This window comes from Vibrio sp. B1ASS3, from assembly GCF_905175355.1.
GTDB classification, from domain to species: domain Bacteria; phylum Pseudomonadota; class Gammaproteobacteria; order Enterobacterales; family Vibrionaceae; genus Vibrio; species Vibrio owensii.
Map to the genome: position 1 here is coordinate 3920892 of NZ_HG992742.1, position 23804 is coordinate 3944695.

The 23804-nt window shown below is 46.9% G+C and carries 18 protein-coding genes and 2 pseudogenes; 13 read left to right on the forward strand and 7 right to left on the reverse strand.

What is annotated here, in order from left to right; translation table 11 throughout:
* The first annotated feature begins 163 nt into the window (after positions 1-163).
* The 3 genes and pseudogenes from KJB05_RS17760 to asnC all read left to right on the forward strand — a co-directional run bounded on the left by KJB05_RS17760 (position 164) and on the right by asnC (position 2575).
* A pseudogene (locus tag KJB05_RS17760) lies at positions 164-1445 on the forward strand (hypothetical protein).
* Positions 1442-1831 carry a hypothetical protein gene (locus KJB05_RS17765; RefSeq protein ID WP_208445543.1) on the forward strand — a complete coding sequence of 130 codons (390 nt, stop codon included), beginning with the start codon at positions 1442-1444 and terminating at the stop codon, positions 1829-1831. Before KJB05_RS17760 ends, KJB05_RS17765 begins: the two are co-directional and overlap by 4 nt.
* A gap of 279 nt (positions 1832-2110) precedes the next feature.
* Positions 2111-2575, forward strand: coding sequence for a transcriptional regulator AsnC (gene asnC, locus KJB05_RS17770; RefSeq protein ID WP_005430014.1), 465 nt, complete (start codon positions 2111-2113; stop codon positions 2573-2575).
* An 85-nt stretch (positions 2576-2660) separates the two neighbouring features.
* Here asnC and prlC read toward each other — a convergent pair whose 3' ends face one another.
* The gene (gene prlC, locus KJB05_RS17775) at positions 2661-4718 is read right to left on the reverse strand and encodes an oligopeptidase A (protein ID WP_208445544.1); all 2058 of its coding nucleotides are present in this window, start codon (positions 4716-4718) and stop codon (positions 2661-2663) included.
* Positions 4719-5142: 424 nt separating this feature from the next.
* Between prlC and KJB05_RS17780 the strand changes: the two genes are divergently transcribed.
* From KJB05_RS17780 to gorA, 3 genes are all read left to right on the forward strand, one after another.
* Positions 5143-5982 (forward strand): 23S rRNA (adenine(2030)-N(6))-methyltransferase RlmJ, encoded by an 840-nt coding sequence (locus tag KJB05_RS17780; RefSeq protein ID WP_005434590.1) that lies wholly within the window; start codon positions 5143-5145, stop codon positions 5980-5982.
* A 148-nt stretch (positions 5983-6130) separates the two neighbouring features.
* On the forward strand, positions 6131-6835 hold the full coding sequence (locus KJB05_RS17785; RefSeq protein ID WP_174574991.1) for a glutathione S-transferase family protein: 705 nt from the start codon (positions 6131-6133) through the stop codon (positions 6833-6835).
* A 241-nt stretch (positions 6836-7076) separates the two neighbouring features.
* The gene (gene gorA / locus KJB05_RS17790) at positions 7077-8432 is read left to right on the forward strand and encodes a glutathione-disulfide reductase (RefSeq protein ID WP_208445545.1); all 1356 of its coding nucleotides are present in this window, start codon (positions 7077-7079) and stop codon (positions 8430-8432) included.
* Between the two features lie 121 nt (positions 8433-8553).
* Here gorA and KJB05_RS17795 read toward each other — a convergent pair whose 3' ends face one another.
* Positions 8554-9165 carry a bifunctional 4-hydroxy-2-oxoglutarate aldolase/2-dehydro-3-deoxy-phosphogluconate aldolase gene (locus KJB05_RS17795; protein WP_005430025.1) on the reverse strand — a complete coding sequence of 204 codons (612 nt, stop codon included), beginning with the start codon at positions 9163-9165 and terminating at the stop codon, positions 8554-8556.
* Between the two features lie 9 nt (positions 9166-9174).
* Complete coding sequence (locus KJB05_RS17800; protein WP_009701097.1) at positions 9175-10551, reverse strand: GntP family permease; 1377 nt, start codon at positions 10549-10551, stop codon at positions 9175-9177.
* A 152-nt stretch (positions 10552-10703) separates the two neighbouring features.
* Between KJB05_RS17800 and KJB05_RS17805 the strand changes: the two genes are divergently transcribed.
* Complete coding sequence (locus KJB05_RS17805) at positions 10704-11225, forward strand: gluconokinase (RefSeq protein WP_005449047.1); 522 nt, start codon at positions 10704-10706, stop codon at positions 11223-11225.
* Positions 11222-13018: a phosphogluconate dehydratase gene (gene edd, locus KJB05_RS17810; RefSeq protein WP_208445546.1), complete on the forward strand. Its 1797-nt coding sequence runs from the start codon at positions 11222-11224 to the stop codon at positions 13016-13018. Before KJB05_RS17805 ends, edd begins: the two co-directional genes overlap by 4 nt.
* A gap of 74 nt (positions 13019-13092) precedes the next feature.
* Here the strand turns inward: edd and KJB05_RS17815 are convergent, their stop codons facing one another.
* The 4 genes and pseudogenes from KJB05_RS17815 to KJB05_RS17830 all read right to left on the reverse strand — a co-directional run bounded on the left by KJB05_RS17815 (position 13093) and on the right by KJB05_RS17830 (position 15988).
* Positions 13093-13422 (reverse strand): SMR family transporter, encoded by a 330-nt coding sequence (locus KJB05_RS17815; protein ID WP_208445547.1) that lies wholly within the window; start codon positions 13420-13422, stop codon positions 13093-13095.
* Between the two features lie 2 nt (positions 13423-13424).
* Positions 13425-13802 (reverse strand): annotated as a pseudogene (locus KJB05_RS17820) (SMR family transporter).
* 203 nt (positions 13803-14005) lie between these two features.
* Positions 14006-14932, reverse strand: coding sequence for a LysR family transcriptional regulator (locus tag KJB05_RS17825; protein WP_045413954.1), 927 nt, complete (start codon positions 14930-14932; stop codon positions 14006-14008).
* 48 nt (positions 14933-14980) lie between these two features.
* Complete coding sequence (locus KJB05_RS17830; protein WP_020196671.1) at positions 14981-15988, reverse strand: LacI family DNA-binding transcriptional regulator; 1008 nt, start codon at positions 15986-15988, stop codon at positions 14981-14983.
* A 231-nt stretch (positions 15989-16219) separates the two neighbouring features.
* Here KJB05_RS17830 and KJB05_RS17835 point away from each other — a divergent pair, with 231 nt between their 5' ends.
* The 5 genes from KJB05_RS17835 (at position 16220) to KJB05_RS17855 (ending at position 23767) form a co-directional block, all read left to right on the forward strand.
* Complete coding sequence (locus tag KJB05_RS17835) at positions 16220-17572, forward strand: serine/threonine-protein kinase (RefSeq protein ID WP_208445548.1); 1353 nt, start codon at positions 16220-16222, stop codon at positions 17570-17572.
* Positions 17573-17603: 31 nt separating this feature from the next.
* A complete protein-coding gene (locus KJB05_RS17840; RefSeq protein WP_041057166.1) occupies positions 17604-19079 on the forward strand; it encodes a hypothetical protein in 1476 nt (491 codons plus the stop codon).
* Between the two features lie 2 nt (positions 19080-19081).
* Complete coding sequence (locus KJB05_RS17845; RefSeq protein WP_208445549.1) at positions 19082-19654, forward strand: sigma-70 family RNA polymerase sigma factor; 573 nt, start codon at positions 19082-19084, stop codon at positions 19652-19654.
* Positions 19655-19658: 4 nt separating this feature from the next.
* Positions 19659-21221 (forward strand): hypothetical protein, encoded by a 1563-nt coding sequence (locus KJB05_RS17850; protein ID WP_208445550.1) that lies wholly within the window; start codon positions 19659-19661, stop codon positions 21219-21221.
* Positions 21222-21448: 227 nt separating this feature from the next.
* Entirely contained in the window at positions 21449-23767 is a 2319-nt protein-coding gene (locus KJB05_RS17855) for an acid phosphatase (protein ID WP_208445551.1), read from the forward strand.
* The last annotated feature ends 37 nt before the right edge of the window (positions 23768-23804 follow it).

Genomic DNA, 23804 nt, shown 5'->3' on the forward strand with positions numbered 1-23804 from the left:
CATCCAGCTTAGTTCCCTATAAACTAACGATAAAACATACTGTTATTGATGTAGTGCTAATGCATTTTTTGATAGCGAAATCGTCGATTTATACTTTATACCATCATACTCACCGACAAATCAGGTTATGATGCACTCAGTTTAATATTTCCAACTGAGTCGTATGATTGATAAAAAACAACCCGCTACATCCACAGGTGGAGGCTACAAGCCTCTTCATGATGAAGCGCCACTAAGAAAACCACCAGTTCGAGAGGAAACGGTTAGAGGACGGGCTGCGCGTCAGCGACGAGAGCGCCAAGCTGAGCTGACCTTTACCCAAGAAGACTATGACCGATGGGCTCGTAAGAGAGATGATCAGCAAGTAGCATTTGAGCTTGGGTGGATGCAATCTCCCGTAACGCAGTCACAAGATGAGCTGTGGGGAAGTCTTTTTACCTCAGAAACTACGGAAGAACAAAAACAAACCATCAAACAGTGCAATATTCATCTTAACGACCCCGTCCGTCAGGGGGAAATTGTTCTACTCCCTACCACTATGCCACAAACACCAGAAGAGCAAAGTTTGCTCGATAAATGGTTAGAAGAAGCCAAGATCGCCAGCACAGAGTTAGGCAAACTTCTGGATGAGGAAGTGGCCACCCTTAACCGTCACTTTGAACTTTTCTCTCATCAATTGGATGAAAGAATTCGCAAAGATGGTTTACCAACGGATTTCTATGCTCAAGTAGGTACAGGTGTTGGAGCAACGGCTGCACTTGTCGAACAAAACCTAAAGAACATCCAAAACGTGCTATTAGAGATCAACAACCTCTATGTTTCTCAAGTCGCAATGGCGAGTCGAACCAGTGGTATGGGGATGAATTATGGTGCATTCGTTGCTGACCGTGCCGATCTGTTTAAAAAGCTCGATGGCTCATTCGCGATGTTGTCCAAGCGAAGTGTTCAACTCCCTATTTACACGCAAATCAAGCGTAATCTCAAACTTTCCACTAAGTCTGTTATTCACAATGCGTGATGAAATCTTAAAAACAGGTTTTGTTAAAGAACTTGGTAAGCGCATTGGTAATATTTCGATAGGTATCATGGCATCTAGAGGTTTGGGCTATGTCGGCTTAGTGGTTGGTGCTGGCAGTGGTATGAACAATATCTATGAGGCATGTAAAGTCGATGGAACGGGGGATTGTGGTAAGACGACCACACGTGAAGTTGTTGGCTTTATCAGTGGTGTTGTAGTTGGAGCTCAAGGTGGATCTATGGGTGCAGGTGTTGCAATGACTGCCGTTTCTGGTATCGCTTTAATTATTGGCGTAACTGCATCAGCCCCTGTTCTCGCGATCGCTGCAATTGGTGGGGCAGTTGCCGGTGGCTTTGTTGGTGGTGTCGCAGGCACCGCTGCTGGTAAGTGGGGAGCTGATTTGGCGTATGAGTGGGCTACCGAATGATAGAATCTATTGATGTAATATTGTTTTTTGCTCGAAAAGTTGTAGCTATTTATGCCATAGCTTGGAGCTTTCCATCTGTACTTGTATTACCTGTGATTTCATTAGGTAGTTTTAAACACATTATTTTCATAGATAAACAGTTAGCTAAAGATTTAAATAAGTATTACGACGATAACGGTTATATGAGGCCAAAGTATCAAGCATCTTGGGATGTTGGAAGTCGGTTTACTAATTATTGTATTGCTTATCCTTTTATCCGACATCGTGAAAAAACAAATTCTAAAAAATTTAAAGCTTTTATGTGGTGGAATGCTTTGGGTTTTTGGAGTTGGATAATGATCTTCTTTCTAGCTTTCCTTGAGAAAGGTCTAGGTATTTCATTTTGATTTAACTTAAATTCTTTTAGTGCGACTCAAACGGTAATCCAGTGAATTGCAACTTTCTAATGTTGGGCTAACTATCGCTGGATCTACTACTAGCCAATAGTTTGCTCTTGCGCCGCAGCGACAGCACTGAACATGATCGCTATGCAAAACAGAAAAAATGGCACATCAACTCCATGACTTCAGAGCTACCTCGCGGTTATCCCTGCGTAAACCTTGTGAATCCTGTCCGCTGTGAGTATAAAATGAACTTTAAACCTCATACCCAACGGAAATAATTGTATGAATGCGAGCTTGCCTAAACTCGACGACCTCGATCGCGCTATTCTCAAAACTCTGATGGCGGATGCGCGTAAGCCTTACGCGGAAATGGCAAAACAGTTTAATGTCAGTCCAGCGACCATCCACGTTCGTATCGAGAAAATGAAAGCGGCAGACATCATCGAAGGTACTGAGGTAATCGTCAATACCAAAAAGCTAGGATATGACGTATGTTGCTTTATCGGCATTAACTTGAATGCCGCACGCGACTACCATTCAGCGCTAGAAAAGCTCAATGCCCTCGATGAAGTGGTAGAAGCTTACTACACCACAGGCGCGTATAACATATTCGTCAAATTGATGTGCAAGTCGATTGAGGAGCTGCAATTTGTATTGATTGATAAGCTTCAAGCGATCGACGAAGTGCAATCCACCGAGACGCTGATCTCGCTGCAAAACCCGATCAATCGCAGCGTAAATCCATAACGCTCTGAATCAGATACTAAAAGTTGAATCTAAGAACAAAAAAATGGGCAACCACTTGGCTGCCCATTTTCATTCTCAATCGAGATTACGCTGCGATACCAGAATGGCGCAGTAGCGCATCGATTTCTGGCTCACGACCACGGAAGCGCTTAAATAGCTCCATTGGTTCTTCACTGCCACCCATTTCTAGGATGTTGTTCAAGAAACTCAGACCGGTTTCTTTATTGAAGATGCCTTCTTCTTCAAAGCGAGAGAACGCATCTGAAGACAGCACTTCTGCCCATAGGTAGCTGTAGTAACCCGCGCTGTAACCACCCGCGAAGATGTGACCAAAGCTGTGTGAGAAACGCGCCCACTCAACCGCTGGTACAACGGCCACTTTCTCTTTCACTTCTGCCAAGGTTTCAAGTACACGAGCTCCCACTTCTGGGTCGTATTCTGTGTGCAGAGTAAAGTCAAACAAGCCGAATTCTAGCTGACGTAGGATGCCCATCGCCGACTGGAAGTTCTTCGCTGCTAGCATTTTATCTAGCATCGCTTTTGGTAGCGGCTCGCCTGTCTCGTAGTGACCAGAAATAAACGCCAGCGCGTCTTCTTCCCAACACCAGTTCTCTAGGAACTGACTTGGTAGCTCAACCGCATCCCAAGGCACACCATTGATACCCGATACCGCGCCTGTTTCTACTTGCGTCAGCATGTGGTGGATACCATGACCAAACTCGTGGAATAGTGTCACGACTTCATCGTGCGTAAACAGTGCAGGCTTGTCGCCCACAGGACGGTTGAAGTTACACGTTAGGTAAGCAACCGGTGTTTGTAGCTCGCCTGATAACGTCACACGACGACCACGACAATCATCCATCCACGCACCGCCACGTTTGTGTTCGCGTGCGTATAGATCTAGGTAGAAGCTACCGCGCAGTGTGCCTTTGCCATCCTTTCCTTGATCATCATAGATATCGAAGAAACGCACGGATTCGTGCCAAGTGTCCACCCCTTCGCGCTCTGTCACTGTCATACCAAACACGCGGTTTAACACTTCAAACAGACCACTTACTGCTTTTGATTCAGGGAAGTAAGGACGCAGTTCTTCATCCGAGATTTGGAACAAGTGCTGCTTTTGCTTCTCGCTGTAGTACGCGATATCCCAGACGTTTAGCTCGCTAACACCAAATTCCGCATTCGCAAACTGGCGTAGCTCTTCGATTTCGCGCTCACCTTGTGGTTTCGCTTTGGTTGCCAAATCGTTCAAGAAGCCAAGAACTTGCGCTGGGTTCTCTGCCATTTTGGTTGCCAGAGATTTCTCGCTGTAAGTGTTGAAGCCCAACATACGAGAGATTTCATGACGCAGTTTTAGCTGCTCAGTGATGATTTCTGTGTTGTCCCACTTGCCTGCGTTTGGACCACGGTCAGAAGCGCGCGTTACGTACGCTTCGTACACTTCTTTACGTAGGTCTTGGTTATCACAGTACGTCATAACTGGTAGGTAAGATGGGATATCTAGCGTGATTCGGTAGCCATCGAGTTCTTTTGCTTCTGCTGCCGCTTTTGCCGCTGCAAGTGCAGATTCTGGCATACCCGCTAGGTCTTTTTCGTCGGCAACGTGCTTGGTCCAACCCATGGTTGCATCCAGTACGTTGTTGGAAAATTTTGAGCTCAGCTCAGACATACGCTTACTGATTTCGCCGTAGCGATGTTGCTCGTCTGATGGTAGACCGATGCCTGAAAGCTCGAAGTCGCGTAGTGAATCCGAAATGGTCTTTTGCTGTGCACGCGTCAGCGTCGCGTACTCTTCGCTGGCTTTGATCGCTTTGTAGGCTTCGTAAAGACCTTTGTGCTGACCAACCCAAGTACCGTATTCAGACAGGATTGGTAGACAGCTTTCGTAAGCTTCACGTAGCGCTTCGCTGTTCACTACTGAGTTCATGTGACCCACTGGTGACCAAATGCGGCTCAAGCGGTCATCCGCTTCTTCAATTGGCGCGATCACACTGGTCCAGCTTGGGTTTGCGTTGTCTTTTAGTACCTCGTCAATCTTGGCACGACAATCCGCAATCGCCTGCTCCACTGCAGGTTTAATGTGTTCTGGTTTGATTTGCGAAAACGGAGGAAGATCCGTAAACGTAAGAAGTGGATTAGACATGAATAATTCCTTTTGTGTTTTGGCTCTGTATTTGCCTATTCGCATTTGCAAAGAACCTATTGGTGTTTGCAAAACAGTAGGCGAACTCAATGCACAGGCAAGCCGACAACATGGATGGGGGGATTTCCGTTCCCTTTCTCGATGCAGCAATGACCGAATGGGTCAAAGAGCGCTTACTCTGTCCTTGAGTCTTATTATGCCTAAGTTCAGTTTGGCACTCTATTGGAGCGACGCAATCCCACTTAGGTTCAATTAGTTTACTCATACTAAGTATGGGTGACTTAAAGAAATTTCAATAGCGAATCCCTATCAGTGATACTGATTTGAATCGAAGTTCTACTTCTTTAAGTTACTTGAGTATAATACCGCCATATCGCGAAAATCACAGACCACACTCAGTCAAAGAGTGTTTCGAGAGTTTAATTTGTTAAGTTACCGCCACAGCTTCCACGCTGGCAACCATGCTGACGTGGTAAAACACATCGTTCAAAGCCTCATTCTTGATGCACTAAAGCAAAAAGATAAGCCGTTTGTTTATCACGATACCCACTCGGGTGTGGGACGCTACGATCTGACTCACGAATGGTCTGAGAAAACGGGCGAATACAAACAAGGCATCGCGCGCATTTGGGACAACTCAAACATCCCAGAAGAGATCGCAAGCTACATCGATTCAATCAAAACATTGAACAACGGTGAGAATCTGCGTTACTACCCAGGCTCACCGCGTGTTGCACGTGCGCAAATCCGCCCACAAGACCGCATGGTTCTGACTGAGCTGCACCCAGCCGATCACCCGCTACTAGAACAAGAGTTCCACCGCGATCGTCAAGTGAGCATCTACAAAGAAGATGGCTTTAAGCGTTTGAAAGGCAGCCTGCCACCGCAAGAACGTCGTGGTTTAGTGCTGATTGACCCACCATACGAGCTAGCGAAAGAATACCGCGACGTCGTGCAAGCGATTTACCAAAGCCACAAACGTTGGGCAACGGGTATCTACGCGATTTGGTACCCAGTAGTAAACCGCCATGACATCGAAGACATGATTGAAGGTTTGGAAGGGCTTGGCATTCGCAAAATTCTGCAAATCGAATTGGGCGTATCTCCAGACACCAACGAACGCGGCATGACGGCATCGGGCATGATCGTGATTAACCCACCGTGGAAACTGGAAAGCCAGATGAAAGAAATTCTGCCGTTCCTGCAAGAAGCGATCGCGCCAGCAACGGGTCACTGGAAAGTCGACTGGATCGTTCCAGAATAAAAAAACACTGAATTTCAGAACCTTAAAGCGCAACGATGATCTCGTTGCGCTTTTTTTTATTTATTTTCTAAAAAATTTTCGTCTTCGCTTCGTCTTTTCTTTTTTGCCTGCGTCTTAGGGATGTAAACAAGCTAAAACATAGAGAGAAATGACCATGCTTAAAGTTATCAGTTTTAAAATTTGCCCATTTGTTCAACGCGTAACAGCGGCACTAGAAGCAAAACAGATCCCTTACGAGATTGAATACATCAACCTAAAAGATAAGCCACAATGGTTCCTAGACATCTCACCAAACGGTCAAGTACCGGTGATGGTGACAGAATCTGGCACGGCACTGTTTGAGTCGGATGCGATCATCGAATACATCGAAGACGAATACGGTCCGTTAGAGCAAGGCGTGACAAACGAACAACGCGCACTAGACCGAGCTTGGAGCTACCTAGGTTCTAAACACTACTTGGCACAGTGCGGCACGATGAGCAGCAAAGACCAAGCAACCTTTGAAGAACGAGCGGAGAAGCTGATCAAAGCGTTCCAAAAAGCAGAAAACCAACTGTCTGGTGAAACCAAGTTCTTTAAATCCGATGAACTAAGTAATGTGGACATGGCTTGGTTGCCGCTTCTGCATCGCGCTGCCATCGTCAAAGCGCATTCTGGTTACGACTTCTTCTGTGGTCTGCCAAAAATGCAGGCGTGGCAAAAGCACATCCTAGAATCAGGATTGGTAGAGAAGACAGTATCGGAAGATTTCGTGCAGCTGTTCAGCGATTTCTACCTCACCAACACTTATCTTGCGGATGGTAAAGACGTGCAAGCCCAGTCAGGCTGTGGCACATCAAGCTGCTGCGGCTAATGGTTTTCCCCTTCCCTGAGTATGAAAAACACTAAGCGGAATAGCGCCTTATTCCGCTTTGCTATCCTTTCATCGCTATTTGTCATAAGCAATGTCACTTTTTCCCATTTAGGAAATTGCTAGACTCGATTTATGATAGGGACATGGAATTAACAACAATTCCGTTGGGCTGTTGAGTTCATCACCCACCACCCCAATGTAGTTGTTGTCAGACAAAATTAATAAGCTCTTGGAGAAAGTAATGGCGACTCATTTTGATTATATCTGTATCGGCGGCGGCAGCGGCGGTATCGCATCAGCAAACCGTGCGGCAATGTACGGTGCTAAAGTAGCGCTTATCGAAGCTCAAGACCTTGGCGGTACCTGTGTAAACGTTGGTTGTGTGCCTAAGAAAGTGATGTGGCACGGCGCGCAAGTTGCAGAAGCAATGAACCTGTACGCAGAAGACTACGGCTTCGATGTAGATGTAAAAGGTTTCGACTGGAGCAAACTGGTTGAGAGTCGTCAGGCTTACATTGGTCGTATCCACCAATCTTACGACCGCGTTCTTGGCAACAACAAAGTAAACGTTATCAAAGGCTTTGCTAAGTTCGTTGACGAGAAAACAGTTGAAGTAAACGGTGAACACTACACAGCGGATCACATCCTGATCGCAGTGGGTGGTCGTCCAACGATTCCAAACATCCCAGGCGCAGAATACGGCATCGATTCAAACGGCTTCTTCGAGCTTGCTGAGCAACCAAAACGCGTTGCAGTGATCGGCGCAGGTTACATCGCGGTTGAAATCGCAGGCGTGCTGCATGCACTTGGCACAGAAACGCACCTATTCGTTCGTAAAAAATCACCACTACGTAGCTTCGATCCAATGATCATCGAAACGCTAGTAGAAGTGATGGACGCAGAAGGTCCAACTCTGCACACCCACTCTGTTCCAAAAGAAGTGGTAAAAGAAGCAGATGGTAGCCTAACTCTGCACCTAGAAAACGGTGAGAGCCAAAACGTTGATACCCTAATCTGGGCAATCGGTCGTCACCCAGCAACTGACGCTATCAACCTAGCATCAACTGGCGTTGCAACGAACGATCGTGGCTACATCAAGGTAGACGAATACCAAGAAACGAACGTGAAAGGCATCTACTGTGTAGGTGACATCATGGAAGGTGGTATCGAGCTAACACCAGTGGCTGTTAAAGCGGGTCGTCAACTTTCTGAGCGTCTGTTTAACAACAAACCAAACGCGAAGATGGACTACGATTTGGTACCAACTGTTGTATTTAGCCACCCACCAATCGGCACTATCGGTCTAACGACTCAAGAAGCAGAAGAGAAGTACGGTAAAGACAACATCAAAGTCTACACGTCGGGCTTTACTGCGATGTACACAGCGGTTACTAAGCACCGTCAACCATGTAAGATGAAGCTAGTATGTGCTGGCGAAGAAGAAACGGTTGTTGGTCTACACGGCATCGGCTTCACGGTTGATGAAATGATTCAAGGTTTCGGCGTAGCAATGAAGATGGGCGCAACCAAAGCAGACTTCGACTCTGTTGTGGCTATCCACCCAACAGGCTCTGAAGAGTTCGTGACGATGCGTTAATCACGCGTGAATCACTTTGCGATTTAAGCAGATAAACAAAAAGGGTCATCAATTACTTGATGACCCTTTTTCTATTCACGTTTTAAAACGTTCGGGGGTATTTCGGAGCCGTTTGCGCGTTTTACTTAACTGCGCGAACCAATTCAGCAATACCTTCCCAATCGCCGTTGTCCATCATTGCAGTTGGAACCATCCAAGTACCGCCACAAGCGACAACCGATTTCAGCGCTAGGTAATCTTCCACGTTAGATGGGCTTACACCACCTGTTGGCATGAATTCCACTGGGTAAACTGCCGTTAGTGCTTTAAGCATGTTCACGCCGCCTGATGGCTCAGCAGGGAAGAATTTCAAGGTACGTAGACCCATTTCCATCGCTTGCTCAACCAAGCTTGGGTTGTTCACACCCGGTACGATTGTCACGTTGCGTTGCTGACAGTATTTCACTGTCGTTGGATTGAAACCTGGGCTCACGATAAAGTCTACGCCCGCTTCAATCGCGATATCCACTTGCTCTGTTGTCAATACTGTACCAGCACCGATCAGCAGTTCTGGGTACGCTTCACGCATGATGCGGATCGACTCAGCCGCCGCTTCAGTGCGGAATGTTACTTCCGCACATGGTAAACCGTTTTCTACCAACACTTTTGCCAGTGGCAGAGCGTGTGCTACATCGTTGATTGCGATAACTGGGACGATTTTGATTTCTCTTAATCGTTGTTCAAGTGTTGTCATGGGTAACCTCTAAAGAATAAAGCTTAATGTTGCTACGATAATAAACGCGATACTACCAAGTAAAGTTTCCATTACCGTCCAAGTTTTTAGCGTTGTTTTCTCATCCATCTCTAGTAGACGAGATACTAGCCAGAAACCAGAGTCGTTGAAGTGAGAAAGCACTGTTGCACCACCTGCAATCGCGATAACGATAAAGCATAGGTCTAGCTCGCTCAAACCAGTTGATGCTGCCACTACTGGTGCGATAAGTGCTGCAGTTGTCGTTAGTGCCACGGTTGCTGAGCCTTGAGCAACACGCAGACAGGTAGAGATAACAAACGCTGCTACGATCACTGGCATACCTGTGTCAGTCAGAACGTCTGCTAGTGCATCACCGATACCACTTGCACGCAGTACGCCACCAAACATGCCGCCCGCACCGGTTACTAGGATAACGCCACAGATCGGAGCCAATGAGTCGCCACACAGCTTCTCAAGTTTTGCCATGCCGTAGTCTTTCGCGAATACCGCAAGAGACACAAGCAGAGTAATCAGAAGGGCTACTGGCGTTTTACCTAGCATACGTAGGAACTCAACCAGTGCTGTTTTGCCATCAATCACACCCGCAACCGCTAGTGTGTTCAGTACTGTGTCTAAACAGATTAGCAGTACAGGCAGCACTAGGATGGTCATTACTGTGCCAAATTTTGGCAGCTTAGATTCATCAACTTGTGTTTCACCGTTGAAGAACGCTTTTGATAGTGGGATATCGAACTTCTTGCCTGCGTACAGACCAAATAGGTAAGCGCCTAGGTACCAAGTTGGAATAGCGACTAGGATACCAACAACAAGCAGTAGACCAATGTTTGCGCCTAGGAATTCTGCTGCTGCAACAGGACCTGGGTGCGGAGGAACAAAGCCGTGCATTACTGCAAACGCACCCGCTGCTGGTAGTGCGTATTTGATTGGCGAACCACCAAAGCGCGCTGCCACACTTAGGATGATTGGCATCATGACCACTAGACCAGCATCAAAGAAGATTGGGAAACCGAACAGTAGCGATGCCACACCCAATGCAAAAGGTGCGCGCTCTTTACCGAAGCGTCCAATCAAAGTATCTGCCAGCACTTGCGCACCACCAGTTACTTCCAAAATCTTACCGATCATTGCGCCAAGACCAACCAGCAATGCTACTGAAGCCAGCGTGCCACCGAAGCCACTCATCATGGTTGGGACAACTTGGTCAGAAGAAACGCCAGTCGCAATCGCAGTGCCTAAACTCACCATAGTTAGGGAAGCAAAAGCGTGCACTTTTAGCTTAATAATCAATACAAGTAACGCCGCAATCGCGAGGACTGCAATCGTTAATAGGAACGTAGGGTCTGGAGCTTGGGTTAGCTGTTCCATGGGTTCACCTTTAAAAATTATTGTTTGTGTTGTGGTTCACATTTATTTGAGTTACCGGTAACATGTTACCGATAACATGAATAAGATAAACCCATATTTTAAAGTGAATTCAAAAATTGAGATCACGCGCAAATTTGTTATGAGGATAAGTTATGGCTGGTAGTAGTGTCGTCGTTATGGGCGTTTGTGCGAGTGGCAAAACCACAATTGGTGAGCACTTGGCGAAAAAGCTGGGACGTAAATTCATTGATGGTGATGATCTTCACCCACGAGCAAACATTCAGAAGATGGCGTCAGGCCAACCTCTGAACGACGACGACCGCAAACCTTGGCTAGAACGTATCCGCGACGCTGCTTATAGCTTAGAAAGCAAAAACGAGCACGGCATTATTGTCTGCTCGGCACTAAAAAAGATTTATCGTGACCAAATCCGCGAAGGCAACGAGAACGTGACCTTCCTTTTCCTAGACGGCAGTAAAGAACTGATCCTTGAGCGTATGCGTGCTCGTCAAGGTCACTTCATGAAAGAAAACATGGTCAACAGCCAGTTCGAAGCTCTAGAACGCCCAGAAGATGAGCCTCGCACCATTTTCGTCAGTATTGACGCAACCATCGAAGACGTTGTGTCGAATGCCGCTGAGTTAATCCTAGTGCAAGACGAGGCAATGGCATGACTCATCAAGTAATTTTAGACGTTACTCAACGCTTAGTTGAGCGCAGCCAAGAGGCGCGTGCGGCGTTTCTTGCTCGCACTGAAGTCCAAGCAGAAGCAGGTAAAGGTCGTGTCGGCCTGTCTTGCGGTAACTTGGCTCACGCTGTTGCGGCATCTTGTTCTTCAGAAAAGAAAAGCATTCTGGATTTCACTCATTCGAATGTAGCGCTGATCAGTGCTTACAACGATATGCTGAGTGCCCACCAGCCTTACCAACACTACCCTGATCAAATCAAACAAGTGCTGTCTGGTTACGGTCACACTGCGCAAGTTGCTGGTTGTGTTCCGGCAATGTGTGATGGCGTGACTCAAGGTCAAGCGGGTATGGACATGTCACTGTTTTCTCGTGACTTAATTGCTCAATCAACAGCGCTTTCACTGAGCCACAACGTATTCGATGCGACCTTGCTTCTGGGTATCTGCGACAAAATCGCACCGGGACAATTGATGGGCGCGCTGTCTTACGCACACCTACCAACGGCGTTTGTGCCAGCAGGTTTGATGGCAACAGGCATCAGCAATGAAGAGAAAGTCGACGTTCGCCAAAAATACGCGGCGGGCGAAGTAGGCAAAGACGCACTGCTTGATATGGAGTGTCGCGCTTACCACTCGGCGGGCACGTGTACTTTCTACGGCACCGCAAACACTAACCAACTTGTGTTTGAAGCAATGGGTTTGATGCTGCCAGGTTCGGCATTCATCCATCCACATACTGAGCTACGTAAGGCGCTGACCGATCACGCAGCTCTGAAAATCGCGGCAATGAATGCAGGTTCAGCAAACTTCCGTCCATTGTCTGAAGTTGTCACCGAAAAGAGCCTAATCAACGGTATTATTGCTCTGTTGGCATCTGGCGGCAGCACCAACCACACCATCCACATGTTGGCGGTGGCGCGTGCAGCAGGTTTGATTCTGACATGGCAAGACATCAGTGACCTATCTGAAGTGGTGCCACTGCTGGCGCGCGTTTACCCGAATGGTCCAGCTGACATGAACGCGTTCCAAGAAGCGGGCGGCGTACCTGCGCTATTGCATCGTTTGGACGAGTCAGGCTTGCTTCATCGTGACGTGAAACCGGTATTCGGCGAATTCGAAGACCAAATGACGCTACCTACACTAGTCGACGGCAAACTGACTTGGACACCATGTGGTGGCAGCCAAGACGGCGAAGTGATTGCTGCACCAACGCAAGCTTTCCAAAACACCGGTGGTACTCGCGTACTCAACGGTAACTTGGGTAAAGCGGTAGTGAAAGTCTCTGCGGTGAAAGAAGATCAGCGCATCATCGAAGCGCCTGCGATCGTATTCCAATGCCAACACGAAGTGGAAGCAGCGTACAAACGCGGTGAGCTAAACCAAGATTGCATCGTAGTTGTGACGCACAACGGTCCTGCAGCGAACGGCATGCCAGAGCTACATAAACTGATGCCAATCCTCGGCAACGTGCAGAAAGCGGGCTTTAAAGTCGCGCTAGTAACGGACGGTCGACTATCGGGTGCATCCGGTAAGATTCCATCAGCAATCCACGTATCTCCAGAAGCAATTCGTGGCGGCGCGATTGGCTTGGTGCGTAATGGCGACATCATCCGCGTTGATTGCCAAACTGGTGAACTGAATAACCTAAGCGATGTTATTGGTCGTGAATTGTTAGAGATGGATACTGAAGCCAAGCAACAGACTTGGGGTCGCGGCTTCTTTAGCGTGATTCGTCAAAGCGTTTCGAGCGCAGAAGAAGGCGCAAGCTTTATTGTTTAAGGCGCCCCCCTCAAAAACAGAACAAGCGGAGTGTTGTGCACTCCGCTTTTTGTTTCGTTGATTACTTTCAATCATCAAGCCGTCTTCATCACCACAACCGCTGCAATCACCACAAAGATACCAAACCAGCCAATCGGCTTAAGCTTTTGTTTGAACAGCAAAGCACCACCAATCGCGGTACCTAAGATACCTATCGCGCCCCAAGAGGCGTATGCGATCGCAAGGTCGATCTCTTTTACCGCTTGAGCCAACAAGGTAAACGCCGCCATCACCAATACAATCGCCGTGATGCCCCACCCTCTGTGCTTAAAACCTTTAGAGCGAGTCAGTGCCATGTTAGCCATGATGTCGACCAACGCCGCCAAAACAACAAATCCGAATGAAACAGTGAAAAATTGGCTCATGATTAACACCTCGCATTCGATGAGTTTGGCAACTCATCTTTTTGTTGAGGCTGATCGTGTGATTCGCCTAGCGTCACACACACGATACCGACAACTGCCAGCGCCAAACCAAGCAACTGCTGCGTACTTAAGTTGGCATCAAATAAAACGATAGAAACTAGGGTAATCAAGGCGATACCCAAACCTTCCCATGTTGCGTACGCGACACCGATAGAGATTTTCTTTGCCGCTTTCGACAAGAAGTAATAGGAAATGGCGATCAGAACGTACATCACCAGATAACCTTCTCACGCATTACTTTCACCAATAAACGACATCGTACTGGTACCGGCAACTTCGGCAACGATGGCAAGCAATAAAAATAGACGTGCAATGAGCATGATTCATCCTCCCCAGAAATTAAAAAACTGCATAACGGAGAATGGTGAATGTCCTTTAAGAATCAGACATTCAAAGAATTGATAAGATAAAAAGAGCCGCTTCTCCTGACTATTTGTAGTCAGATTAGCCCTTCTTCAGCAAAACAGACAGGTAATTGAGATATTCATTTTTGAATATCTTAACGGGCAATTTGCTTATCCGATCACGTTAATGGCGTATTGAGGGTTTGCTGCACTACTTGGTGCAAGTGGCGGTGCAATGGGTGGTTACGGTAGGTCTGTAAATAACCGCCAGAAACAACAAATTGGCTGAACTCACGATTTACCATCGGCATTGGATAAGAGGCAAGCTCGTGCATCAAATGTGCAGTACTTTGGCTGGCATACATGATGGCATCGGTCTCAAGCAGCATTTGGCAAGCGACACGTAAGTTGTAGGACTTGAGCAATACAACGGGTTCGTAACCCATGCGGCGATACTCCGATTCCACCGTGCACAGCGGGTTGTAGGATGCTGGAGCAGGCAAAGAGACCAGTGGCAATTCCGACACCGTATCCCAGTCATTGCTGATTTGCGACAACGTCGGATGATCTTTACGCGCCAAAATTACACGCTTTTCAACAAACAGCGGACGCATGTAGATGTCTTTCGACAACTCGGTTTCTTGGTCGAGAATGCAGTAGTCATGCTCGCCTTCTAGCATCTCGTCTTGGGAATAGATATTCCAACTTGAAAAAGCAAACGAGGCTTGAGGGAAGGCTTGATGGCAACCGCGTAATAAACGCTGACCTTGCTCGTCCATCAAATAAGGGTCAGTCACAATCGCAATCTGACCTTGGTACTCGAGTGGGTCAAAGTCCGAAAACTCCTGCACTACTTTTTCTAGCGGCGACAGCATGTTATCGAACTCCGCCGCTAAGCGAATCGCCATTGGGGATGGCTCTACCCCATGCGCTTTACGCACAAACAGCGGATCATCAAACACGTCTTTGAGTTTCATCACCCCACGACTAGCACTGGGCTGCGAAATACCAAGTTGCATCGCCGCCAACTTGATGCTGCGGTTATCCACCACGGCTTTAAGTAAGCGCATTAAATTCAGATCTAACGCATCAAGTTGATGTGGCATGCCCGTGTCCTTATCAGAAACGAATGATGAAAGATAAACGTGAGTGAGTTAGACGCTTTCGCCCGCCGTAATTTGGTAGCCCATGTCGACTTTAGTCTCTGCTTGCTCTTCACCCTTTAGGCGCGCAATCAGTAGCTCGGCACTTTTCTCACCAATCTCGAAACGCGGTGTATCTACACTGGTCAGTTTCGGGCTAATAGTTTGCCCGATGTCTAATGCGTTGTAGCCCACCACCGCAAGTTGATCTGGCACTTTGATGCCGCGTTGCTGAGCACTTAATAAGGTACCAATCGCAATGTCATCGTTGGTACAAAATACGCCATCAAGTTCTGGGTAGGTTGCCAGTGCGCGCTCCAATAAATCATGCGCTAGCGAGAAGCTTGAGTGATCACCTGTTAGCACGTGCTTTGGCTCCAACCCTGCTTCTGTCATCGCGCGATCGTAGCCTTGCATACGCAATTTAGTACGCGTATCCAAGCGAGCACCGAAATAAACAATCGTCCGTTTGCCCGACTCCAACATGCGTTTTACAACGCTGTAAGAAGCGTCTTCGTGATCCATACCAACCGCCATATCAATCGGCTGCTCTGGCAGTTCCATGGTCTCTACCACAGGAATACCTGCGTTTTTGATCATCTGCAAAGTGCGTTGAGTGTGGTGGCTTTCGGTTAGGATTAAGCCGTCAACTTGGTAAGAAAGCAGCGACGCGATTTTGCGTTCTTCTTCCAACTCGTCATAACTAAAGTGCGCAAGCAGTGTTTCATAGCCATTGGCTTTAGTGACCGTTTCAATACCCTGAACAAAAGACGCAAAAATTTGGTTGGACAGTGAAGGCAGTAAGATACCAATCGCTTTACTGGAAGACTTCGACAACATCGCCGGAGCACGGTTTTCGATGTACCCCATCTCTTCAATTACAGCGGCAATTTTCACTCGCGTTTTTTCTGCCACTGAGTCTGGATTGCGCATGTAACGCGAGACGGTCATTTTTGTTACGCCAACTTTGTCTGCGACATCCTGCAATGTCGTTCGTGCTTTCTTATTCTGCTGAGCCATAAATATCTAATTTATCAGTAATGTTACTAGTAACATTATGACGAATAGACTCCTCGCCGACAAGCTTAGTAAAAACCATCTACTACATCATTAATAAAATCATAACCTTAGCGCTTAAATAACCATCAAGATGCAAACTAAACATTGTGACTCAAAGCCGAATAAATAAATGACATTAATATTGAGTTTCTTATAAGATAACGCACCTAAAACAATAAGATATAAAGCACCGTGCAGTTAGGCTCCAGCGAAACCCAGATTTACTATCACTTGCTTGATCTGGACGACTCTCAAAAGCAGCAATACCTCAAAGAATTGCAGCAGAGTCAGCCTGAGCTTTACCTCCAAGTCGCCCCTCTTTTAGCCAGTGAAAACGAAGAAGAACACCTCACAGAGTTGCTCGGCTTCGGCGCTAGCTTGGCCACCACACAAGAGGTCGACCTAACAGGCGAAGTGGTCAGCAAGTACCGCCTTACCCATGAGTTAGGGCGTGGAGGTATGGGGGTCGTGTATGCGGCACTGCGCGCTGACGAGACGTTCGAGCAAGACCTTGCGATCAAGTTCATTCAAACCAATCTCAGTAATGTATTAGGTAAACGCGCCCTGTTTGATGAAGCTCAGCTTCTGGCTCGTTTAAACCACCCTTACATTGCCAAAGTGTTTGATGGCGGCTTGCACGGTGATTCGGTTTACATCGTGATGGAACGCGTTTTTGGTCAGACTCTAGACACGTATTTGTTGCTCACGCCAATGGAAGACGATGACAAGTTATTGCTGTTCAAGCAGATTTGTCAGGCAATGGAACACGCCCACCAGCATCAAGTCCTGCATGCGGATCTCAAACCAGAAAACATCCTAATTGATCGCAATAAACGGCCAAAGCTGCTCGATTTCAACCTGACGCAAAAGGTGCAATCCAACAGTAATGATTCGTCTCCCGCATTGATTGCCTTCAGTGAAAAATACGCCAGTCCAGAGCAACAAGCCGGGCAGTTTTTAACCGAGCAAAGTGATGTGTATTCACTGGGTAAGATTCTGGCGCTGATGTTTCCTGATCAGCCGATGTGGTCAGACATTTATTGGGTGGTGAGACGCGCGACACGAGCGAAAGCAAAGCAGCGCTACCTCAATGTTCGAACACTACGCCAAGATATTGAATGTATTTTGGAACGACGTCCGATAGAGCAAAAGAAGCACTGGCCGCTGTACAGTACGCTTCGTTTGGTACAACGCCGACCGCTGCCATCGGTGTTGTCCGCAATCTTAGTGTTATCTGGCTTGCTGTTTGGTAACACTCTGATTCAAAAGAACATACAACTGCAACAAGAGAAGAAGATTGCAGAAGACATCATGTACGAAGTGACGCGCCTTGTGTTTCACGCCAAGGGGCAAAACGTCGAGCATATGTCCGTCAGTGCCATGATGGAACTGACACGCAGACGGATTCTGTCTAACCCAGATATCCCCAAACACATAAAACAGAAAATGTTGTTGGCGATGATGACGCCGGTGCCAGAGAAGCACCTTACAAAATCAATAAGTTGTCAGCCAAATTGTGCACCAAAGGACCGCACTCAACAGTAAGGCTAAACACGAAAAAGGCTTAAAATTTAAGATGTACACACGTTCCGTTGCGATCTGGCTATCGGCTTTAGCGATAGCACCAGCATGGGCGAACTCCACTTCTACGACTCCGTCGGCAGAAGCGACAGCGCCTACCATAAAGCAAGGTTTCTTCATCGATTCACCGGTGACTGGTCTGTATTACAAAACTAGTTCCAACCTATCTGGCCACACCGATAAAGGCGCATTTCAATATCGCCCTGGTGATGTTATCAGCTTCTTCCTAGGCAATGACGATAACGGCTACTTGCTCACCACGATGTCGAGCCAAGAAGTGCTTACTCCGACGATGGCAACCACTAAGCCAAGTCGCAGCATCAACATGACCCGCTTGTTGCTCTCTCTCGACAGCACACCAGAAAACCGCCAAGAAATCGTGCTGGCTAACAAGGTGTTATCCGACCCAGCCTTCCAAGCGCAGCTCAAGCGTCTTGACCTCAACTTCTTAGATGACGCTAAACACCAATTCAATTTGGATTGGGTTTCGGTACAAGAAGCGGTTGAACACTTGAATGAAAGCCAACGCTACATCGAAAAGAACTTCGCCTCAGATGAAATCATTTTCGAGCCTCGTGATGTGCGCTTTAAGAACATCATCATCAAGAAGAAGGACTGGCAAGGTCGTGCCTGTGCGTTCGATATTCGCTACCAACACCACCCGCGCTACCGCCCGCCGATTGGTGAGGTCAACTTTACCATTACTGAAGAAAACCTAATTCAGCACCCAAGCATTGGCGACTACTTCCAAGGCTGCTTCTTGGCGCTCAATCACAGTGTGACAGAAGACATTATCGAACCGATTGAAAAGTTTTCAGAATGGGAAAGCTTGGTTGGCTGCGCGGATAAAGGCTGTACTCGTAATGATCTCAATGGCTTCTCATTAGAAGATTACAACGATGATGGCGACTGGAAATATCGCTCTGTCGCGCTCAACTTCGATCCTAGTACCCAGCTCTTGATGGAAAAAGTGCAAGGTTTGGGGCAAAACGAGCACGTTAAGCACCACAACCGCACTGAAATGTTGTGGTTCACTTACCCCGACTCCATCGATAGCCAGATTGCCTACCAAGGTGTGTGGCAACAAACTCAATACCTGCAAGACTCGATGAAGCAATCGTGCCTACTGATGCGTCACAATCAAGTCTTACGTCTACCCGTTGATGCCGTTACCTGCCCGACAGATACCAGCTTATACACCCAAGATGTCACCAACGAGTATTTGGATATGTGGTGGGTCAACAACGATCAGGCGAGCGCCGAGTTGGCACAGATGAACGTGATGGTGCGCTGGTCGTCAAAACCTTCTGAAATCAACTACACCACGTGGGAATACCTGCCTGCTGGCAAGAGCTGGGAGCAAGGTATTTTGTATCGCTACCAGCAAGACATCAGTCGTAATCGTGATGGGTCTGACCGCATTGAAACCCATTCTATCTCTGAGTTTGTAAAAGTAAGTGAGGACGTATAGCCATGGCTTCTAAATCTACCCTGACGCAAATTATCCAGCAGTGGCAAGCCGGCGATAAAAAAGCGGAAAGTGAGTTGTACCAATTCGCTTACCTACAACTGCGTAAGATTGCTCAGCAAGAACGTGAGCGCAACGCAGAGAAATACGGCACCGACAACAAGGTACTGGCCGATAGCGTAAACAGCACCACCGCTCTGATCCATGACGCGTATTTAAAAATGTCTAGCTGCGACATGAGTGAGATTGAAACCAAGCGTGATTTCTTCTTAATGGCAGCCAAAGTGACGCGCCAGATCCTGATCGACAATGCACGCGCCCATCAAGCGCAGAAGCGACAACACATCACCTTGATGAAGGAGGAGGAAGATCGTTTCGAGCAACTCATCATCATGGACAAAGCGCTCGACAACTTTAGTGTGCGCTATCCGCGCCAATCCAACGCGCTAAAGCTCAAGTACCTGATGGGCATGAAAAACCAAGAGATCTGTGAACTGCTCGAATGCAGCGCCAGTTTGATTGAAAAAGACCTTAAGTTCTCGCGCAGTTGGCTGCAATCAAGAATGGCGCACGCGTAATATCATGACGAAAAAATACTGGATTGCAGGCGCACTGGGTGTCTGCTTGATAGCAAGCTACTGGCTTTCAGATGAACAAACAGCCGCTGCGGCTGCCAATATAGATTCCACAAAAAGTGGCCTAGATAAGAGAAAAACGTCCCAAGGTGAGAGCACTTCGTTGATTGAAGTGAAGCAAGCCTTAACCTCCTCTGTACTAGAGAGAAACAACGATCTTGCCTTTGAAAAAGCACTCGAATCGACCTTGTCAGATCAACCTGAACAGGTTCAAGATGCTTTTGGATCATCGGTGGTCAATTACTCCGGGGACCTGACTCAGACCTACGTGAGTAGCAACGTAAACAATGATGCGACTAACAATGGCAAACCGATCATTAACCTTGCGGTAGAGCAGCAATTACAAACCATCATCTTTGGTTGGGAGCTGACGCAAAACAACCCCATCAACTACTCATTGGGATTGGATCAATTGTTTGAAGACCCCGAGGGTGACCTTCTCACAACCCGAATCTGGTTGGAAAACGCCAATGGACTGAGTGTTCTCAATCAAGGGCAGATCATGTTGCAAGGCGCACCAAAAGCGTTCGACCAAACCACTTACTTAGCGGTATCTGCGCGCGATGACCATCATGGTACAGAAGACCATGCTTGGGTTACCACGCGCTTTGAACTGCCAGCAGTAGCCGAAGAACAAAATGATACTGAACACCCTCTGCTCGATGGCATTGTGTATCGCCTTGAATCCACAACATTACTTGGTGGGAAAAAGTACGCCTATGAAGTGGTGTACTGCGAGGCATTTAAATTTATCGAAGAAGAGGTCTTTTATGCGGCTTCCAACAACAAAACTCGTTGTCCTGAAGAGCATGAACTAAAAAAAGTCGGTCAATATCAGATCAGCGATGAATCATTAATCGTGCAAGCAAACGGCTCACAACAAATTTGGACCACGAAAAAGGTCTACACCTCACGCGTGCATAAAGAGACCGAAAACTATTTCATTACCGTTTTCGATGATAATCGTTTCGAAAGCTACACCATGCAAAAGAACAAACGCTCAATGGAAGAACGCTTGAACGTCAATACAGGGGAGAAGCTATATCAATCCACACTATTTGATTTGCTTATCCCTACTGCGGGAGGTTATCGCCTTGCTACCGCTAGCAACTACATTTTTGACCGAAGCTTCGCTCAAGATGGTGAGTGGTATGACAGCTTTGACTCGGATCTCAACGTAGTGACGTCATACAGCGACCTATTTGGTCATGAGATGTGCCCATTTTGGGATGTCTCGATCATCGCAGGAGAAGGTATGTTCAGTGATATCATCTCCTACTCCGATAAGGCCGATTGTCAGACGGCTCCTAAATTGTCTACGTACGCATTTGTCATATTTAACAATGACTATCATCCCAATGATGTATTTCTCCACGGCGAAACGTATAGCTACATTTTGCGCCCACTTCCTCAATACGCCAGTGAAGTTGAAGAGTTTAAAATCAATATGATTTATCACGATCCGATTGGGACAAAAACCACTCAGAAATTAACTAAAAACTCAAAATAAGTCTTTGTATTCCATAATTAGCACTCTTATTGACAATTAAAACAGTTAATCTAACCAGCAAAAAATATTCAAAGTTTTTTTACGGTTTTTTTTCGGTTTTTCGTATCTTGAAGCTGCTTCCAAAAACGATCCAAAATGCGCTGCTTTTCCAATCTCACTAGTGAGATTTGAAGATAAAACAATAAAAAGCGACTTTCTCATTCGGAAACGAAACAAGGATTAAAACAATGAATAAGGTGAGTTTACTAGCAGCGTCAGTGGCTATCGCGCTAACAGGTTGTGGTGGTTCAGGTAGTGGTTCAAACGGCGGTAATGCTGGCGTAGTGATCACAGGCTTTGATGGCTACTTCAAAAATGCAGTTGTGTTTGAAGATCTGAACAACAATGGCCAATGGGACACCAATGATACATTCCTTGGTCTAACCGATGAGAAAGGTCAGCTTAAAATCAAAGCAAAACCAGAGACAACTCTGGCTCTACAAACCATCACACCGAACGGCGCGAAACAGAAACAGCTTATCGCTTTAGATCCGACTTACGCGGGTACTTACACTGTAGATATGGATCACCCAAGCCAAGCGATGGCTCACGAACTGGTTTTCCGCGCACCAAACTCGTCTAACGTTATTTCACCAATCACAGACCTTGTCGCGATTGAGATGGCAAACAACACCTCGCTGACAGAAGAAGAAGCGGCAGCAAAAGTAAGCCAAGCACTTGGTGGTACAGAAGAAGCACCTATCGATCTGTACAGTGACTTCGTTTCGGGTGTAGATAAAAGCGCCGAGCTACATAAAACCGCTCAGATTCTGACTGAGTCAAAAGCGCAAAACCCAGTAAACTACGAGAAGAAAGCAACTGAATTCGCTAAAGAAGCGGATGCTATCGTAGGCGAAATGACACAAGAGCAAATCACGGATGTGAACAACAAACCAGTGATTGAAGACTCGACTCCAAACAGCAACGAACTGTCTCCGGTTCCGGTATACAACAACAAGCTTGTGGTTAACGAAGACGTTGAAGAAGCGGCAGAAGATAAGCTAGATAACCTACCTGAGATCGTTAAAGGCGCAGGTTTTGATGGTGTAGAGCTGAACATTGAAGGTCTATTCAAAGACAAAGACCAAAACCTTGTCACACCTAAATTGACTCACAACCTTGCTGGTACAGGTATCGAAGCTCGCATCGAAGGTAACCAATTGGTTCTTTCACCAGCGGCTGAAGTCACCAAAGCTGGTGAGTTTGAAATCATCCTAACAGCTGAAGATAAAGACTCTTCAGGCAAAACACTTGCTACTGTAAGCACAGTATTCGAGTTGGATATCGAAACCGCGAACCAAGCGCCAACCATCATTGAAGAGGAGCAAAAACGCCTTCAAAGTATCGTTGATGGCTGGCAGCTACAACAAGGTGAAGCTTTCGATCAAACTATTGATATCTCTGGTCTATTTAAAGACGAAGATGGCCAACTAGAAGAGTATTCTGCTGAATCGATCTCTATCGACGGCTTGTCTATCGATGAAGACGACAACGCAATCATCACTATCGAAGGCACACCAGAAAAAGCTTACGCTGCAGGCCAAACTTTTACCGTTAGCGTAGAAGATAACGAAGATGGTAAAACTCGCGTCACCTTCAAACTGCCAGAAGTGAAAGAAGGCGCTACGCCGCCGCCAGTCGTTCCAACGCTAGGCTTCACTATCGACCACTTTAACGGCAAAGCGGCAAAAATGGGCAGCTTCGCACGTAACGATGGCGAAATCGGCCATGCGATTCTTATGAAAGATGCCGAAGGCCTACTATGGTGTTGGGGTTCAAACGATGATGAGCAAGGCGAAGAATACTCGGCAAACATCAGCGATAACCTAAGCAACTCTTGGGAATCAGAGTACGACCCATACGCGATTTTGGCCAAACTGGACAAGCTACCAAACTACGCGGCTTACCAAAACAAAGATTGTTGGGACGTAGAGATCAAAGACGGCAAATTGTACGACGATGAAGGTTCTGAGTACGAAATGCTTTACCAAAACAAAACCACACAAGGCGACTACCAAATCCTTGTGAAAATCGATGGTGATGAGTTGTTCTGGTTTGATTCAACCGATGCTCCTTTCGCACAAGCACTATCAGTGAGCGAAAAGGTCGCAAACGGTAAGGTTGAATTTGATATGACGGTAGAGAGCGAGACCGTTGCTCAAGACGAGACTGAGCTATTTTATGCTGCAGGTAAGTTTGAGTACGCTAACGGTGCTTACGAGTACGAGTCTATCAAACCAGAAGGCTTTTACACTCCAGGTAACTGGACAGTCTCTCTAGATAGCACAACAAACCGCGAAACTCTGATTCTAGAAGAAACAGGCTCAGATTCTGATTACAAAACTCGCCAGCGTAACGTGAACCGTAAGTTTGGTGACTTCTACATCGGCATCAACTCAAGCGTTGAACAAAACGGTTGGGTATCAGCCCCAGAGTTCGGTCTGTACTCACACTCTCAAGAAGCAATGGAAAAAGTGATGGAATCACTACCTCTGATTGAAGACTAATGAGTCAAGACAAACAAGTACTATCGAAACCTTGTTG

Excerpts from the sequence above, each read along its gene's own strand:
- KJB05_RS17765 (WP_208445543.1), top strand. The coding sequence starts at position 1,442 with ATGATAGAATCTATTGATGTAATATTGTTTTTTGCTCGAAAAGTTGTA.
- asnC (WP_005430014.1), top strand. The coding sequence starts at position 2,111 with ATGAATGCGAGCTTGCCTAAACTCGACGACCTCGATCGCGCTATTCTC.
- prlC (WP_208445544.1), bottom strand. The coding sequence starts at position 4,718 with ATGTCTAATCCACTTCTTACGTTTACGGATCTTCCTCCGTTTTCGCAA.
- KJB05_RS17785 (WP_174574991.1), top strand. The coding sequence starts at position 6,131 with ATGACCATGCTTAAAGTTATCAGTTTTAAAATTTGCCCATTTGTTCAA.
- gorA (WP_208445545.1), top strand. The coding sequence starts at position 7,077 with ATGGCGACTCATTTTGATTATATCTGTATCGGCGGCGGCAGCGGCGGT.
- KJB05_RS17795 (WP_005430025.1), bottom strand. The coding sequence starts at position 9,165 with ATGACAACACTTGAACAACGATTAAGAGAAATCAAAATCGTCCCAGTT.
- KJB05_RS17800 (WP_009701097.1), bottom strand. The coding sequence starts at position 10,551 with ATGGAACAGCTAACCCAAGCTCCAGACCCTACGTTCCTATTAACGATT.
- KJB05_RS17805 (WP_005449047.1), top strand. The coding sequence starts at position 10,704 with ATGGCTGGTAGTAGTGTCGTCGTTATGGGCGTTTGTGCGAGTGGCAAA.
- edd (WP_208445546.1), top strand. The coding sequence starts at position 11,222 with ATGACTCATCAAGTAATTTTAGACGTTACTCAACGCTTAGTTGAGCGC.
- KJB05_RS17815 (WP_208445547.1), bottom strand. The coding sequence starts at position 13,422 with ATGAGCCAATTTTTCACTGTTTCATTCGGATTTGTTGTTTTGGCGGCG.
- KJB05_RS17825 (WP_045413954.1), bottom strand. The coding sequence starts at position 14,932 with ATGCCACATCAACTTGATGCGTTAGATCTGAATTTAATGCGCTTACTT.
- KJB05_RS17830 (WP_020196671.1), bottom strand. The coding sequence starts at position 15,988 with ATGGCTCAGCAGAATAAGAAAGCACGAACGACATTGCAGGATGTCGCA.
- KJB05_RS17840 (WP_041057166.1), top strand. The coding sequence starts at position 17,604 with ATGTACACACGTTCCGTTGCGATCTGGCTATCGGCTTTAGCGATAGCA.
- KJB05_RS17845 (WP_208445549.1), top strand. The coding sequence starts at position 19,082 with ATGGCTTCTAAATCTACCCTGACGCAAATTATCCAGCAGTGGCAAGCC.
- KJB05_RS17850 (WP_208445550.1), top strand. The coding sequence starts at position 19,659 with ATGACGAAAAAATACTGGATTGCAGGCGCACTGGGTGTCTGCTTGATA.
- KJB05_RS17855 (WP_208445551.1), top strand. The coding sequence starts at position 21,449 with ATGAATAAGGTGAGTTTACTAGCAGCGTCAGTGGCTATCGCGCTAACA.